Genomic DNA, 12,985 nt, shown 5'->3' on the forward strand with positions numbered 1-12,985 from the left:
TCATTATATGGCTGGTCAGCCCAGCATCATGCGATCATTGTCCAGTTCAGAGCCGGATGCCTTTTCAAACAGGGCCAGCAGGTCCGGAATGGTCAATTTGGCTTTTTCTTCTGCACCCACATCCACCACGATGTGTCCGGCGTTCATCATGATCAACCGGTTGCCGAAGCGAAGTGCATCTCTCATATTATGCGTAATCATCAAAGATGTCAAATGGTCCCGTTGGATGACTTTTTTCGTCATGTTCAGGACCTTCTCGGCAGTTTTGGGATCCAGGGCCGCCGTATGTTCGTCCAGCAGCAGCAGCCGGGGCTTGTTCATGGCTGCCATGAGCAGGGTCAGGGCCTGCCGCTGGCCCCCGGAAAGAAGTCCCACCCGGCTGGTGAGCCGGTCTTCCAGACCCAGATCCAATTCCTTCAGCATTTCCCGGAACCGCTCCCGGTCGCTGTCCTTCAGCGCCCAGGAAAGGCCCGGTGTTTTGCCCCGCCGGGAGGCGATGGCCAGGTTCTCCTCGATCATCATGCCTGCGGCAGTCCCCATCATGGGATCCTGGAATACCCGGCCGATGTACCGGGCCCGTTTGTGTTCGGGCATTTTGCTCACGTCCACCCCGTCGATGAGGATCTGTCCTGCATCAATGGGGAATACCCCGGCAATGGAGTTCAGCAGGGTGGATTTCCCGGCCCCGTTGCCCCCGATGATGGTGATGAAATCTCCCGGTTCCATGTGCAGGTTCACATCGGTCAGGGCTTTTTTCTCATTGACCGTACCCGGGAAAAAGGTTTTCGATAGATGTTTGATGTCCAGCATTACAGACCCGCCTTTCTGCTTTGGAACTTCCCTTTCACCATGGGCAGGCTCAGGGCGATGGCCACCAGTACGGCCGTGAACAGTTTCAAGTCATTGGGCGGCATCCCCATCTGCAGGACAATGGCGATCACCAGACGGTATACGATAGAACCCAGGATCACGGAGATCAGGGAATTCTTGAAGCTGCGGGTACCGAACAGCACTTCGCCGATGATCACAGAGGCCAGGCCGATCACGATGGTCCCTACCCCCATGCCCACATCGGCAAAGCCGTTGCTCTGGGCCACCAGGGACCCGGCTACCGCCACCAGGGCGTTACTGAAGAACAGCCCGATGAGAAGCATTCCATTGGTGTCCACACCCTGGGCCCGGATCATCTGGGGATTGTATCCGGTGGCCCGGATCGCAGCTCCGATTTCCGTGCCGAAGAACCAGTACATCAATGCGGAAAACACCACACAGGACAGGATGCCCACCAGCAGCACCGCCTGGGAATAGGCCACGCCCAGCGCATTTTCCAGGACTGTAAAGGCGGTTTCCTTCCCCAGCAGGGAAATGTTGGCTTTGCCCATGATCCGCAGGTTCACCGAATACAGGGCGATCATGGTCAGGATCCCGGCCAGAAGAGCCGGGATCTTCAACTTTGTATGGAGCAGACCGGTAACCACGCCGGAAATCCCGCCGGCCAGGGCTGCGGCCAGGATGGCCGTCACCGGATTCACATCTTTCACCAGCAGGGTCACCGCCACGGAGGCCCCCAGGGGAAAGGATCCTTCCACAGTCAGATCGGCGATATCCAGTACCCGGAAGGTGATATACACGCCCAGGGCCAGCAACGACCACAGCAGACCCTGGGAAATGGTTGGCAGCAATAGATCAATCATGGATTATTTGGCTCCTTTGGCTTCCTTCCGGATGTCATCCGGAATGGTCAGCCCCAGTTTCTTGATGGCTTCTTCGTTCAGGGAAACCGTAAAGGTCTTCTGGGACTGGATGGCCATATCCTGGGGTTTGGCTTTGCCAGACAGGATATCTGCCGCCATTTCCCCGGTCTGGAAGCCCAGTTTGTAGTAGTCGATACCCAAGGTTGCCACGCCGCCGGATTTCAGCATACCGGCTTCCCCGCAGAACACAGGGATCTTGGCTTCGTCGGTGATCTTGATCAGGTTGGGCATGGCGGAGGCCATGACGTTATCCGTAGGGATGTACAGGGCATCCACTTTGCCCATCAGGCTCTGGGCGGCCTGCTGGATGTCATTGACGCTGGAGACGGTGGCTTCCACCGTGGCCAGTCCCCGGGCGGCAGCGGCCTTCTTGGCCAGGTCGATCTGCAGCTGGGAGTTCACTTCACTGGAATTATAGATGAAGCCTACGGTTTTGGCCTTGGGCATGATCTTCACCAGCAGGTCGATCTGGGCTTCCACCGGATTCATATCCGTGGTCCCGGTCACGTTGGTCCCCGGTTTGCTGTTGTCCTTCACCAGTTTGGCCACCTTGTAATCGGTAATGGCCGTGCCTACGATGGGAATCTCTTTGCTGGCGTTGGCCATGGTCTGGGCAGCCGGCGTGGCAATGGCGCAGACCAGATCATCCTTGTTGCTGACGAACCGCTGGGCGATGGTCTGCAGGTTGGATTGATCCCCCTGGGCATTCTGCTGGTCAAAGGTCACATTCTTCCCCTCTTCGAACCCCTTGGATTTCAAGCCATCGATGAATCCCTTGTTGGCGGCATCCAGGGCCGGATGCTGGACCAGCTGGAGCACACCCACCTTATAGGACTTCTTGTCCTTGGACCCGGTCTGGGTACTGCTGCCGCAGCCGGCAGCTCCCACCACCATGGCGGCCAGGGCCAGGGTGGCCAGCCATTTCATACTTTTTTTCATCATCATCATACATCCCTCCTGCTTTCTTACCATTCTACACTGGTTTCCTTCCGGCGCTTCCGGAAAGGTGTGATGCTGCAGAGGATCCTCTCCTCCAGTTGCTTTGGTCTATTTTTTCATTTTATCATATCCTGTGAACAGGGGCAATCAAAAGTATATTTTTGTAAAGTCACTTTGCCATTCTACAAGGTGACGAAAAAATTAATCTCCCAGCAGGGTACATAGGGATGCCGGCGCAGGTAGATCCGGTAATCCGGCCGCAGGGACCACAGCTCCAGGGGGATCGCCCACAGATCATCGTCGTGGTGATAGCCTGCCAGGAGGAGCTTGGGAGCGCAGCGGCCAATGACATTTGCGCCCCCTGCCAGGGCCTCTTTTTCCACCCCTTCCACATCCATCTTCACGTAGGTCAGGTTGTGGTCCCCCACCAGGGCATCCAGGCTGGTCACCGGTACCGGTACCACTTTTTTGCCCCTTTCCTCCAGAGAAGACATCCGTCCCCCCCTGGCTGCAAAGGGCAGTGCCGCCGGCTGGGCCCAGATGCCTTCCGGGACCAGGGTGCACCGGCCCAGCTGCTCCCCTTCCACATAGGCCTGGAGCTTGTGGAAGTTCTTCGGGTCCGGCTCCACCGCATACAAATGGTCGTAATGACCGCCGGTCAGCTCCAGGAATTCCCGCAGGGTGTCCCCATTGTAGGCTCCCAGATCCGCATAGGTTTCCTCTTCCCCGAAGGTGAACAGGCTGGTGAGATCGTCCTGCCGGCAGGTGACCCGGGACAGATATTCCAGTTTTCCTGTAAGTTTATAGGAAAGGATGTCCTCCATCACCTGCCGGCTGGTGTCATCGGCCAGATGGTCATGGACCCGCTCCAGGACGCCCCGGTTTTCCCGCAGCCACTGGGGCGTCACCACAGTGGTATCGCCGAACAGGGGCAGATGGGGGGCATAGGTTTCCTGCTGCTGCGCCAGATGGAAGAACCGGCGCAGGATTTCAGGCCGCTCACTGGCAAAGGCAATCAGCAGCACGAAGTCTCCCCACTGGGCCCTGGCCTGTTTGTAGGTCAGGACCTGGTACCCCCGGAACTGCTGGCCCCGGACGAATTCATCGCTGGCAAAGACCCCGGCTACAGGAATGTCCAGAGCGGCACACCGGTCCAGGATGGCATCGGCCCCGTTGCCCATGCCGTAGAGGACGATGGGTTTGGATGCCCGGGACAGATGCTCCCAGAAATAAGGCTGTTGTAAGATCGAATCAAGCCAGTTCATGCTGCTTTCTTTCCTTTCTCTCTGATGGCCTGCTGGATGGCAGCCGCCGGATCCACCTGGATCACAGGTATGGTTTTCGCGATTTTTGCCCACTCCTGGAGTTTTCCGGCGATTTTCAGGGCCAGACTGCCAGTGGTATCCCCTTCCTGGTGATCCTGGGGATAGACCCGGAGCAGGTGGATGTCTTCATAATAAATATCGGTCCAATTGTCTCCGTCCACGGTCATGAAATGGGATTCATCCAGGTTCCCCCGCTTCTGGGCCAGGTACAGGCCCCCGGCCAGCATCCGGGCCCGGTATTCCGGTTTGTCATACCCTGCAGTTTCCGTGAACGTAAAGGACCATGTGCCCAGCCGTACCGTGGCCGCTCCGTCCTTGGCCACGGTAACCGTTTCCGGGATATGGAAGGGTTCCGTCCATTTCAGGGCCCGGACCATCCGCAGGCCCGGATCCGGGTGGGAGGCGAACAGGCCGCCGGCCGCGTCCCCCAAATCCTTGCTCATATCTTCCAGTTTGGACATGGTCACATAGGAGGCATAGGGATTGTACCCGGCAAGGATGGACAGGCGGAAGCCCTCCTGATCGGCCTGACCTTCGTCCGCCCGGCTGTAGCCGGCCATCAGGGCCTGGCTGGTGACCGTGGACAGGGCAAAACCGGCTCCCGGATCCCCGGAAGCCACCCCGGCCAGCAGGGTAAGCAGGGACAGGGCCATCTGTTTTTCCATCTGGTGTACCGTATGGCGCTTTTCGATGTGTCCGATTTCATGGCCCAGCACCGCCGCCACTTCATCGTCACTGGTCATGTAGTCCAGAAGCCCTTTGTACACGTAGATGAAACCCCCGGGACAGGCCAGGGCATTCACATCCGGGGTGTTCAATACCTTGAAGGTATAGTCCAGTCCGGGACGGGTGCCGTGTTCCAGCAGCTTTCGGCCGATCCGGTCCACCCGGGCCTGGACATCGTCATCCTGGACCAGTCCATACTGGTTTTCCAGCTGTTTGGCCACTTCCCGGCCCATTTCGATTTCCTGTTTCTGGCTGATCATGGCTGCTTCCGCTTTGGGTAGGGGCAGCAGAGAAAACAGGCAGAGTAAGAGGGTAAATATGATTTTCAACATAGAAAGGTTCCTCCTGAGTCGTACGTTGCTATTATACACGAAAAGGAGCAGGGTGTGCATACCCTGCCCCTTTTCAATTCCCTGGCAAACAGAAAACCACCAGACCTGGGTCCGGGCGTCCCTTATGGGCCGCCCCTACGCATATACACGCCGCTTTGGGTATTTTTGTCGATGGGGGTTGTCTTTCTTTTGTGATTTGTTATAATGAACATAATATCGTAATTATGAACATATGTTTTTATTGGAGGTGTTTCCATGTCAGCCCCTGTCCTTCTCCATCCCAAACGCCGCTGGACCCGGCTCCGTCCTGATGTCTATGCCCAAAATGGACGGGTCTTCCTGACCTTGTGTGCCAAAGGAAAACAACCGATTTTTGGGTACATTGAAAACGACCTGCTGCACCCCACTCCCATCGGAATCATGGTTTCCCGGCAGCTGGATGCATTCCAGCACCGATATGAAGGCCTTTCCATTGAACAATCTGTATTGATGCCCAATCACCTCCATATGCTGCTGGCCCGGTCATCGGAGGGGATTGCCCTGGGCCAATTCGTGAACCTCTTCAAAGGGTGGTCCACGCGCGCCTGTGGATGCTCCATTTGGCAAAGGGGATATTATGACCATTTGGTACGGAATGAGCAGGACGAAATGCGGATCCGGGAATATATGACGAACAATCCCCAGAAGTGGGAATTGGACAAGGAATATTACAGGGAATCAGCAAATGAATCAGGCCCTCTGGGCGACCTGGGTCCGGGCGCCCCTTATGGGTCGCCCCTACGCAAGTAGCGTACGGTTCGACTTATCTCCGTAGGGTCTACCCGTCAGGGGAGACCGTTCCCAGGTCACCCAGAGGGCCATCCAGGTCCACCTTTCGGAACCGGATCCCGTTGATGACCTGGGTCCGGGCGTCCCTTATGGGCCGCCCCACGCATACATGGTACCATTGTCCCCTTCCCCCGGTCCATGGTATGATGTACACAATGAACCCATCTAAGGAAAGCGAGGCTTTGCTGTGCGATTTTTACATACTTCTGACTGGCATCTGGGACGGATCTTCCATGGTCTCCATCTTCTGGAGGACCAGCGGGCTGCCCTGGATCAGATCATCACCCTGGCCCGGGACTACAAAGTGGATGCCCTGCTGGTGGCCGGGGATATCTACGATCGGGCCGTCCCCCCCACGGAAGCCGTGAACCTGCTGGACGAAACCCTGCGCCGGCTGGTGGTGGACCTGAAACTGCCGGTGATCCTCATTGCCGGCAACCACGACAACCCGGACCGGCTGAACTTCGGCCGCACCCTGTTTGCCACCCGGCAGCTGTACATTGTGGGTCCGGTGGCGGCGGACACCCCTCCCATTGTGCTGGAGGACGCAACCGGCCCTGTCTACTTCGCCCCCCTGCCCTACTGCGAACCCCTGACCGCCACGGAACTCAGCGGGAAAAAGAAGCCCACCCACGAAGCCGCCCTCCAGTGGCAGGTGGACCGGATGCTCCTGCAGATTCCGGAAGGGGCCCGCAAGGTGGCCCTGGCCCATGTGTTCCTGACCGGTGCCCGGACCACCCCGGACAGCGAACGGCCCCTGGCGGCCGGAGGAGCCACCACCGTCAGCATCCACTGCTTCAAAGATTTCAACTACACAGCCCTGGGCCATCTCCACGCCTGTCAGAACAACAGCCCCATCGTGCGCTACAGCGGTTCCCTGCTGAAATACTCTTTTGCGGAAGCCAGCCAGAAAAAGGCCGTCCATATTGTGGATCTCTCCGGTGACGGCAGCGTTTCCGTGGAAACCATCCCCCTTACGGCGCCCCACGAACTGGCCGTGCTGAAGGGCTCCTTCCAGGACCTGCTGGAAAATCCCCGCACTGAACATATTTCCGATTACCTGCAGATCGTCCTGACGGACCCCACCCCGGTACTGGATGCCAAACACCGGCTGGAGCAGGTCTATCCCCAAATCCTGCAGCTGGGCTATGAGCGGCTGCAGCCCCGGGAAACGGAGGAACAGGAAACCGCTCGGCGGAAGGGGCTTTCCACCGACGACCTGTTCCAGGCCTTTTTCCGGGAAGTACAGGGACGGGACCTGACGGAAGCCGAAAAAGCCCTGTTCCATCAGGTGGTCAATGACAATGACGCAGAAGGGAGGAATGCCTGATGCGGCCCCAGATCCTGACCATGACGGCTTTCGGTCCCTACGCCGGCGTGGAGACCATCGATTTCACCCAATTGGGAGACAAGCGGTTCTTCCTGATCACCGGTCCCACCGGCAGCGGCAAGACCACCATCCTGGACGCCATCACCTTTGCCCTGTACGGCACCCCCAGCGGAGACCTGCGAGACAACCGGTCCCTGCGCAGCGATTACGCCACCCCGGACCAGAAAACGGAAGTGAAATTCCGGTTCACCAACCAGGACCGGACTTTTGAAGTGACCCGGACCCCGGAGCAGGTGCTGAACAAACAGCGGGGAGAAGGCACCCGAACCGTTCCCGCCGGAGCCTCCCTGGTGGAACTGCTGCCCGCTGGAGAACGGAAAGTACTGGGTACCACCAACAACACGGTGACCCGTGCGGTGGAAAGCCTGCTGGGATTCCAGGCCCGGCAGTTCCGCCAATTGATGGTGCTGCCCCAGGGTGAATTCCGCCGGTTCCTGGTGGCGGATTCCAAGGAACGAAAGGGCATCCTGGAGACCCTGTTCAAGACCGGGCAGTACAGTGCCCTGGAAGACGCCCTGGATGCCCGGGCCAAAGCCCTGAAAAAGCAGTATGAGGACTGCCGCAGCCGGTACGACCTGCTGCTGGAAAGCGCCCAGGTGGAAAAAACGGAGGAACTGGAGCAGCGGCTGGAAAAGGAGAAAGCCGAAAACAAAACCCTGGCCGCCCAGGCCCAAAAGGCCCAGCAGGCCGCCAGCACGGCCCTGACCGCCCTGCAGCAGGCCCGGCAGCTGGCCCAGCTGTTCCAGGACCGGAAATCCTGCCAGAAACGCCAGGCCGCCATGGCCGCCCAGGAACCGGCCATGGTGGAATTGAAGAAAAAACTGGCTTGGCTGGAAGAGGCCCAGAAAATCCATTCCATCTACGACCGCACACGGAAAGCCAAAAACCAGCTGGATACCGCAGATGAAATCCTGAAAAAGGCCCGGGCCGAGGAAACCACTTCCCGGCAGACCCTGCAGCAGCTGCTGGCGGCCGCCACCCAGGATCACACCCAGGCCCTGCAGGAGCAGGTGGTCCGGGTCCGGGAACAGCTGGCCCGGATGACCGCCGTTTCCGGTGAAACGGTTCGCCTGGCCCAGGGACTGCAGCCGGGCCAGCCCTGTCCGGTGTGCGGCTCCCCGGATCATCCCCGGCCTGCCACCCAGACCCGGAAGGAACGGGAAGAACTGGACCGGAAGACCCAGGCCATGGAAAAACAGATCCGGGAACTGAACCGGAAGCAGAAAGCCCTGGAAGAGGCCCAGAAAACCGCGGACCAGGCCGCCGGTTCCTGTCGTACCGCCGAAGAGAGCCGAGCCACTGCCCAGCAGGCTTTCGACGCAGATGTGGAAGCATATAAAGCGACCCTGGCTGCCTCTCCCTTCCCGGATCAGCGTTCCTTCCTGGCCGCCCACAAGGCCCTTTCCCAAAAGCCCCTGTGGCAGCAGCAGGTGCAGCAGTACCAGGATCAGCGCAGCAGCCTGGCCGGTGAACTCCAGTTGCTGGACCAGCAGATTGCCGGACGGACGCTGCCCGAACTGGAGCCCCTGGAAAAAAGAGCCGGGGAAACCCGCAATACGGCCCAGGCACTGGTCACCCGGGCAGGAGCCCTGCAGGAAACCCTGCGCCGGGAAGAGGAAACCCTGAAAAAACTGGCCAGACTGGGCAAAGAACTGGAAAAGCTCCAGGAAGCCTACGGGCCCATCGGTCTTCTGGCGGATACAGCCAAAGGGAATAACAGCCGGAAGCTGACCTTTTCCTCCTTTGTCCTCCAGGCGGTGCTGGACGATGTGCTCCAGACCGCCAACCTGCGGCTGGGCAAAATCAGCCAGGGGCGCTACAGCCTGTACCGCAGCCAGGACATTGTGGATGCCCGGAAGGAACAGGGACTGGGACTGGAGATCATGGACGCCTTTACAGGACAGGCCCGTGCCGTGACCACCCTGTCCGGGGGCGAAATCTTCTTCACCTCCCTGTCCCTGGCCCTGGGGCTGTCCGATGTGCTGGAATCCTATGCCGGCGGGCTGCATCTGGATACCATCCTGGTGGATGAAGGGTTCGGATCCCTGGATCCGGAGACCCTGGACAGCGCCGTCAGCGCCCTGCTGGAACTGCAGCAGGGGGGCCGGCTGGTGGGCATCATCTCCCATGTGGCGGAACTGAAGGAACGGATCTCCGCCCAGCTGGAGATCATCCCCACCAACCAGGGAAGCACCACCCGGTTCCGGGTATGAAAAAAGGAGGAGGACTCGATGTCCTCCTCCTTTTTCACACCCCTCGCTCGTTGGGGTCCCAAATCACCTTGTGCAGCTGCACCTGGGTACAGACCCGGGCCAGCTGATGCTCTCTTACGAACTCCACCAGTTCTTTCGGCTGGATGGCCCCATAGACCGGGGAGACGTAAATCTGTCCCCGGATGGGATACTCCTGCAGCACCTGTGCCATATCCAGCAGGTCCTCCCGGCTGCCCACCACGAACTTCACCACATCGTCCTCCGTAAGCCGGGTCAGGTTCTCCATGCGCATCCGGCCCCGCATCCCTGAAGACGGAGACTTCACATCCATGGTGTAGAACAGGTTCCGGGGTCGGTCCTTCAGCAGAGGTACAGCCCCATTGGTCTCGATGTTGATTTCATACCCTTCGGCGCTCAGGTCCCGGCACAGCCCTTCCAGGGGCTGCAGCATGGGTTCTCCCCCGGTCAGGGTGATTCTTTTCCAGGGATACCGGTGGATCCGTTCCAGCAGCCGGGACCGGTCCAGGGTCTCCACTGCATCCTCCCGCTTCAGAGCGTACCCGGTATCGCAATAGCTGCAACGGAGGTTGCAGCCGGCGAACCGGACGAACACGGCCATATAACCGGTCCGCTTCCCTTCCCCTTCCACGGAATCAAAGATTTCAACAATGGGAAATTCCTCACTCTTCATAGATGGCCACATTCCCTTCTGATTCCTGGACGGAAACCCGGGTGCAATAGGGTATCTGGTCGTGGAGCCATTTGGCAATGTTCTCCGCCGTGGGGTTTACCTTGATCACATCGTTGATGAAGGCATGATCCAGCTGCTGGACCACTTCCTTGATTTTGGTGAAATCCACCACCATGCCGTTCTCATCCAGCTCCTGTCGCCTGCAGGTCACATCGATGATCCAGTTGTGCCCGTGCAGACGGGTGCATTTGCTTTTATAGGGCAGCTGCAGGCAGTGGGCCCCGCTGACTTCGATCCGTTTCGTTACTGTATACATGGTCAGTCCTCCAGTGCCGGGTCTTTCACCCCGTTGGCAGCAAACGCCCGGGCCCGATCGATGCAGGTCCCGCAGGTGCCGCAGGGTTTGTCCCCGCCTTCATAGCAGCTCCAGGTCAGTTCATAGGGGGTATGGAGCTCCAGTCCCCGTTTCACCACCCCGGCCTTATTGCAGGCCGCAAAGGGTGCCACAATGTGACACTGGTTGTAGGTACCGATGGAGATGGCCTGCCCCATGGCCTGGATGAAGGCTTCACTGCAGTCCGCATAGGCATTCCCCGCCGCATCGTCTGCATGGGCCCCGATGAAGATGGATACATCATCGTTTTCGTAGATGCTCATGGCCAGGCTGGCAACGGCAGACAGCATCAGCCCGTTGCGGAAAGGCACGTAGGTGGATACCTTCCCTTCCCCGTTTTCCGCAATCTGCTGTTCATAACTTTCATGGACGATTTCGTCCGTGGAATGGCTCAGCAGAGAGCAGTTGGAATACTGGAAAATCCTGGACAGGTCCAATTCATAATGGGGCAACCCATAGTAATCAGCCACTTTCCGGGCACATTCCAGTTCCTTTCGATGCTTCTGGCCATAGAAAATGGATACGGTGGATACATTCTCTTTTCCGAATTCCTCGATGGCCACGGAGACGCAGGTGGTGGAATCCACGCCGCCGCTGGACAGGACCAGGGCTTTCTTATTCATGGACGAACGCCTCCATTCTCCGCTGGGCCATGTCTTTGTAGTCCGGCTGGTAATACACGGCAAAGGGAAGGATGCTGATGCCGCCCCGGGGATTGAAATATCCGGCCACTTCCAGGTACTTGGGCTGGAGCAGTTCCACCAGGTCGTTTTTGATGATGTTCACGCAGTCTTCGTGGAAATCCCCGTTGTTCCGGAAAGAAAACAGGTACAGTTTCAGGGATTTGCTTTCCACCAGTTTGTGGTCCGGGATGTAGCTGATCACGATCCGGCCGAAATCCGGCTGGCCCGTCTTGGGACACAGGCTGGTAAATTCCGGACAGTTCAGTTTCACCATATAGTCCGCTTCTTCATGTTTGTTGGGGAAGCACTCCAGCACTTCCGGGGCATAGGTATTCCGGTATTCCGTATGGCCGCTGCCCAGTTCTGTGACACCGCGCAATTCTTCTTTGGTTCTCATTGATCAATCCTCCAAAAAGTACAGTTCTGGGGAAATCCGCAGCCGGAAAAAACAGTTCCGTGCGGACTCACAAATTTAAATTATACCGTATCTGGAAGAAGAAAGAAAGAGAAAAGCAAAAAAAAGGAGTTATCCACCAAATCGTGGATAACTCCCCTTTTTTCCACCGGATATGTTGACTACTCAGCCCAGGTGTTTTTCCAGTCCCAGGACCGCCAGCCGTACGCAGTCGTCGCAGGAACAGAGCATCTTTCCGGTCTTCACGCCTTTCAGGTCCTTACACAGGGTGGCACCGGCCTTTTCCCTGAATTCCTGCAGGATCTCATTTATCACCAGTTTGGGTTCCCGGCCGCTTTTGTCCAGGAGTCCCAACACCACTGCCGCTCCCGTCAGTGCCCCGCAGGTGGCGTCCATGCCGCCCATGCCGCCTCCGAAGGCGGACCCCAGAGCCCGGAGCTCTTCGGTGGATTTTCCCAGTTCGTCCTGGTAAGCCAGGAGTACTGCCTGGGCACAGTTGGTATGCACACCGGTGGAATGTTTCAGTTCCACGGCCTTTTCCGCCCGTTTGGATGTTTCGTTCATCGGATCATTCTCCCCTCCTGATAATACAACCCTTATTATACCGGCTGCCAGGGAAAGAAACAACCGGCCTACAGCCATGCTTCCTGCATTGTCTTTTGAAGCCGTTCAAAAAGTCCCAGATATTTTTCCCGGCAATCCTGGATGATCCGTAATGCAATCAGTTCGTTGTATGAATGGGTTACATCATTGCAATCTTTGAGAGCCTGCAGCCATACCGTTTCCTCACTGATCATTCCCGCCTGATACGCCAGCTTCAGGATTGACCGGGGTGACCCCATCCTTGCTTCACTGTAGCCACTCTGTTCCAGCAGTTCCTTCATGGCTTTCCATGCCTGTTCAAAGCAGATTTCGAACAAAGCCACCATTCCTGTCTGCGTAATCGTATCATAAGGAGGTTCGACATGCTGTATCTTTTTCAAGTTTTCCAGGGCACGGCAAAAATTGTCATATTTTTTCATACAGGGTGATTCCCTCCCTTTTGATGGATTCCAAAAGTTCTGGTTGAACCGATGCATCCAGGTCGACTACATCGAAAAACAACAGTGTGGGTACTTTTTCTTCCACATCCAGAGAAAAACGAAGGGTATCGCCCCCCTGGATGGCCAGATCAATATCACTGCGCTCACGGCAGTCTCCTCTGGCACGAGAGCCAAACAGGATCACTTTCCCAATCCCATGTTCTTTTGCCAGATCAATGATCGATTGTTGAATTTCCGGATTCAGTTTCATAC

At 57.6% G+C, this 12,985-nt stretch carries 16 protein-coding genes; 3 read left to right on the forward strand and 13 right to left on the reverse strand.

Annotated features, from left to right (window positions below):
- Positions 1–15: 15 nt before the first annotated feature.
- The 5 genes from BQ5462_RS10490 to BQ5462_RS10510 all read right to left on the reverse strand — a co-directional run bounded on the left by BQ5462_RS10490 (position 16) and on the right by BQ5462_RS10510 (position 5,076).
- Complete coding sequence (locus tag BQ5462_RS10490; RefSeq protein ID WP_071143242.1) at positions 16–810, reverse strand: ABC transporter ATP-binding protein; 795 nt, start codon at positions 808–810, stop codon at positions 16–18.
- Positions 810–1,694 (reverse strand): ABC transporter permease, encoded by an 885-nt coding sequence (locus BQ5462_RS10495; RefSeq protein WP_071143243.1) that lies wholly within the window; start codon positions 1,692–1,694, stop codon positions 810–812. Before BQ5462_RS10495 ends, BQ5462_RS10490 begins: the two co-directional genes overlap by 1 nt.
- Positions 1,695–1,697: 3 nt before the next feature.
- Positions 1,698–2,702, reverse strand: coding sequence for an ABC transporter substrate-binding protein (locus BQ5462_RS10500; protein WP_071143244.1), 1,005 nt, complete (start codon positions 2,700–2,702; stop codon positions 1,698–1,700).
- Positions 2,703–2,875: 173 nt separating this feature from the next.
- On the reverse strand, positions 2,876–3,958 hold the full coding sequence (locus BQ5462_RS10505; RefSeq protein ID WP_071143245.1) for an FkbM family methyltransferase: 1,083 nt from the start codon (positions 3,956–3,958) through the stop codon (positions 2,876–2,878).
- Positions 3,955–5,076, reverse strand: a complete 1,122-nt coding sequence (locus tag BQ5462_RS10510; protein ID WP_071143246.1) for a M48 family metallopeptidase — start codon at positions 5,074–5,076, stop codon at positions 3,955–3,957. The genes BQ5462_RS10505 and BQ5462_RS10510 overlap by 4 nt, the downstream gene beginning before the upstream one ends.
- A gap of 255 nt (positions 5,077–5,331) precedes the next feature.
- Between BQ5462_RS10510 and BQ5462_RS10515 the strand changes: the two genes are divergently transcribed.
- Positions 5,332–5,865 (forward strand): transposase, encoded by a 534-nt coding sequence (locus tag BQ5462_RS10515; protein WP_071143247.1) that lies wholly within the window; start codon positions 5,332–5,334, stop codon positions 5,863–5,865.
- A gap of 28 nt (positions 5,866–5,893) precedes the next feature.
- On the opposite strand, the gene BQ5462_RS11295 is transcribed toward BQ5462_RS10515, so the two are convergent.
- Positions 5,894–6,058, reverse strand: a complete 165-nt coding sequence (locus tag BQ5462_RS11295) for a hypothetical protein (RefSeq protein ID WP_159429693.1) — start codon at positions 6,056–6,058, stop codon at positions 5,894–5,896.
- 33 nt (positions 6,059–6,091) lie between these two features.
- Between BQ5462_RS11295 and BQ5462_RS10520 the strand changes: the two genes are divergently transcribed.
- Both BQ5462_RS10520 and BQ5462_RS10525 read left to right on the forward strand, forming a co-directional pair.
- Positions 6,092–7,234, forward strand: a complete 1,143-nt coding sequence (locus BQ5462_RS10520) for an exonuclease SbcCD subunit D (protein ID WP_071143248.1) — start codon at positions 6,092–6,094, stop codon at positions 7,232–7,234.
- Positions 7,234–9,507: an AAA family ATPase gene (locus tag BQ5462_RS10525; protein WP_071143249.1), complete on the forward strand. Its 2,274-nt coding sequence runs from the start codon at positions 7,234–7,236 to the stop codon at positions 9,505–9,507. Before BQ5462_RS10520 ends, BQ5462_RS10525 begins: the two co-directional genes overlap by 1 nt.
- A gap of 34 nt (positions 9,508–9,541) precedes the next feature.
- Here the strand turns inward: BQ5462_RS10525 and queE are convergent, their stop codons facing one another.
- The 7 genes from queE to BQ5462_RS10560 all read right to left on the reverse strand — a co-directional run bounded on the left by queE (position 9,542) and on the right by BQ5462_RS10560 (position 12,983).
- Positions 9,542–10,210 carry a putative 7-carboxy-7-deazaguanine synthase QueE gene (gene queE, locus BQ5462_RS10530; protein WP_143038054.1) on the reverse strand — a complete coding sequence of 223 codons (669 nt, stop codon included), beginning with the start codon at positions 10,208–10,210 and terminating at the stop codon, positions 9,542–9,544.
- The gene (locus tag BQ5462_RS10535) at positions 10,188–10,514 is read right to left on the reverse strand and encodes a 6-pyruvoyl trahydropterin synthase family protein (RefSeq protein ID WP_071143251.1); all 327 of its coding nucleotides are present in this window, start codon (positions 10,512–10,514) and stop codon (positions 10,188–10,190) included. The genes queE and BQ5462_RS10535 overlap by 23 nt, the downstream gene beginning before the upstream one ends.
- A 2-nt stretch (positions 10,515–10,516) precedes the next feature.
- Positions 10,517–11,215 carry a 7-cyano-7-deazaguanine synthase QueC gene (queC, locus tag BQ5462_RS10540; protein ID WP_071143252.1) on the reverse strand — a complete coding sequence of 233 codons (699 nt, stop codon included), beginning with the start codon at positions 11,213–11,215 and terminating at the stop codon, positions 10,517–10,519.
- Complete coding sequence (gene queF / locus BQ5462_RS10545) at positions 11,208–11,672, reverse strand: preQ(1) synthase (RefSeq protein WP_071143253.1); 465 nt, start codon at positions 11,670–11,672, stop codon at positions 11,208–11,210. The genes queC and queF overlap by 8 nt, the downstream gene beginning before the upstream one ends.
- Positions 11,673–11,855: 183 nt before the next feature.
- Positions 11,856–12,254 (reverse strand): C-GCAxxG-C-C family protein, encoded by a 399-nt coding sequence (locus tag BQ5462_RS10550; RefSeq protein WP_071143254.1) that lies wholly within the window; start codon positions 12,252–12,254, stop codon positions 11,856–11,858.
- Between the two features lie 68 nt (positions 12,255–12,322).
- A complete protein-coding gene (locus tag BQ5462_RS10555; protein ID WP_071143255.1) occupies positions 12,323–12,712 on the reverse strand; it encodes an HI0074 family nucleotidyltransferase substrate-binding subunit in 390 nt (129 codons plus the stop codon).
- Positions 12,699–12,983 (reverse strand): nucleotidyltransferase family protein, encoded by a 285-nt coding sequence (locus BQ5462_RS10560; protein ID WP_071143256.1) that lies wholly within the window; start codon positions 12,981–12,983, stop codon positions 12,699–12,701. The genes BQ5462_RS10555 and BQ5462_RS10560 overlap by 14 nt, the downstream gene beginning before the upstream one ends.
- Positions 12,984–12,985 lie beyond the last annotated feature (2 nt).

The sequence above is a fragment of the Acidaminococcus timonensis genome (assembly GCF_900106585.1).
In the GTDB taxonomy this organism is placed as follows: domain Bacteria; phylum Bacillota; class Negativicutes; order Acidaminococcales; family Acidaminococcaceae; genus Acidaminococcus; species Acidaminococcus timonensis.

Bases quoted from the DNA above. Each gene is read 5' to 3' on its own strand.
- BQ5462_RS10490 (WP_071143242.1), bottom strand. From the start codon at position 810: ATGCTGGACATCAAACATCTATCGAAAACCTTTTTCCCGGGTACGGTC.
- BQ5462_RS10495 (WP_071143243.1), bottom strand. From the start codon at position 1,694: ATGATTGATCTATTGCTGCCAACCATTTCCCAGGGTCTGCTGTGGTCG.
- BQ5462_RS10500 (WP_071143244.1), bottom strand. From the start codon at position 2,702: ATGATGATGATGAAAAAAAGTATGAAATGGCTGGCCACCCTGGCCCTG.
- BQ5462_RS10505 (WP_071143245.1), bottom strand. From the start codon at position 3,958: ATGAACTGGCTTGATTCGATCTTACAACAGCCTTATTTCTGGGAGCAT.
- BQ5462_RS10510 (WP_071143246.1), bottom strand. From the start codon at position 5,076: ATGTTGAAAATCATATTTACCCTCTTACTCTGCCTGTTTTCTCTGCTG.
- BQ5462_RS10515 (WP_071143247.1), top strand. From the start codon at position 5,332: ATGTCAGCCCCTGTCCTTCTCCATCCCAAACGCCGCTGGACCCGGCTC.
- BQ5462_RS10525 (WP_071143249.1), top strand. From the start codon at position 7,234: ATGCGGCCCCAGATCCTGACCATGACGGCTTTCGGTCCCTACGCCGGC.
- queE (WP_143038054.1), bottom strand. From the start codon at position 10,210: ATGTGGCCATCTATGAAGAGTGAGGAATTTCCCATTGTTGAAATCTTT.
- BQ5462_RS10535 (WP_071143251.1), bottom strand. From the start codon at position 10,514: ATGTATACAGTAACGAAACGGATCGAAGTCAGCGGGGCCCACTGCCTG.
- queC (WP_071143252.1), bottom strand. From the start codon at position 11,215: ATGAATAAGAAAGCCCTGGTCCTGTCCAGCGGCGGCGTGGATTCCACC.
- queF (WP_071143253.1), bottom strand. From the start codon at position 11,672: ATGAGAACCAAAGAAGAATTGCGCGGTGTCACAGAACTGGGCAGCGGC.
- BQ5462_RS10550 (WP_071143254.1), bottom strand. From the start codon at position 12,254: ATGAACGAAACATCCAAACGGGCGGAAAAGGCCGTGGAACTGAAACAT.
- BQ5462_RS10555 (WP_071143255.1), bottom strand. From the start codon at position 12,712: ATGAAAAAATATGACAATTTTTGCCGTGCCCTGGAAAACTTGAAAAAG.
- BQ5462_RS10560 (WP_071143256.1), bottom strand. From the start codon at position 12,983: ATGAAACTGAATCCGGAAATTCAACAATCGATCATTGATCTGGCAAAA.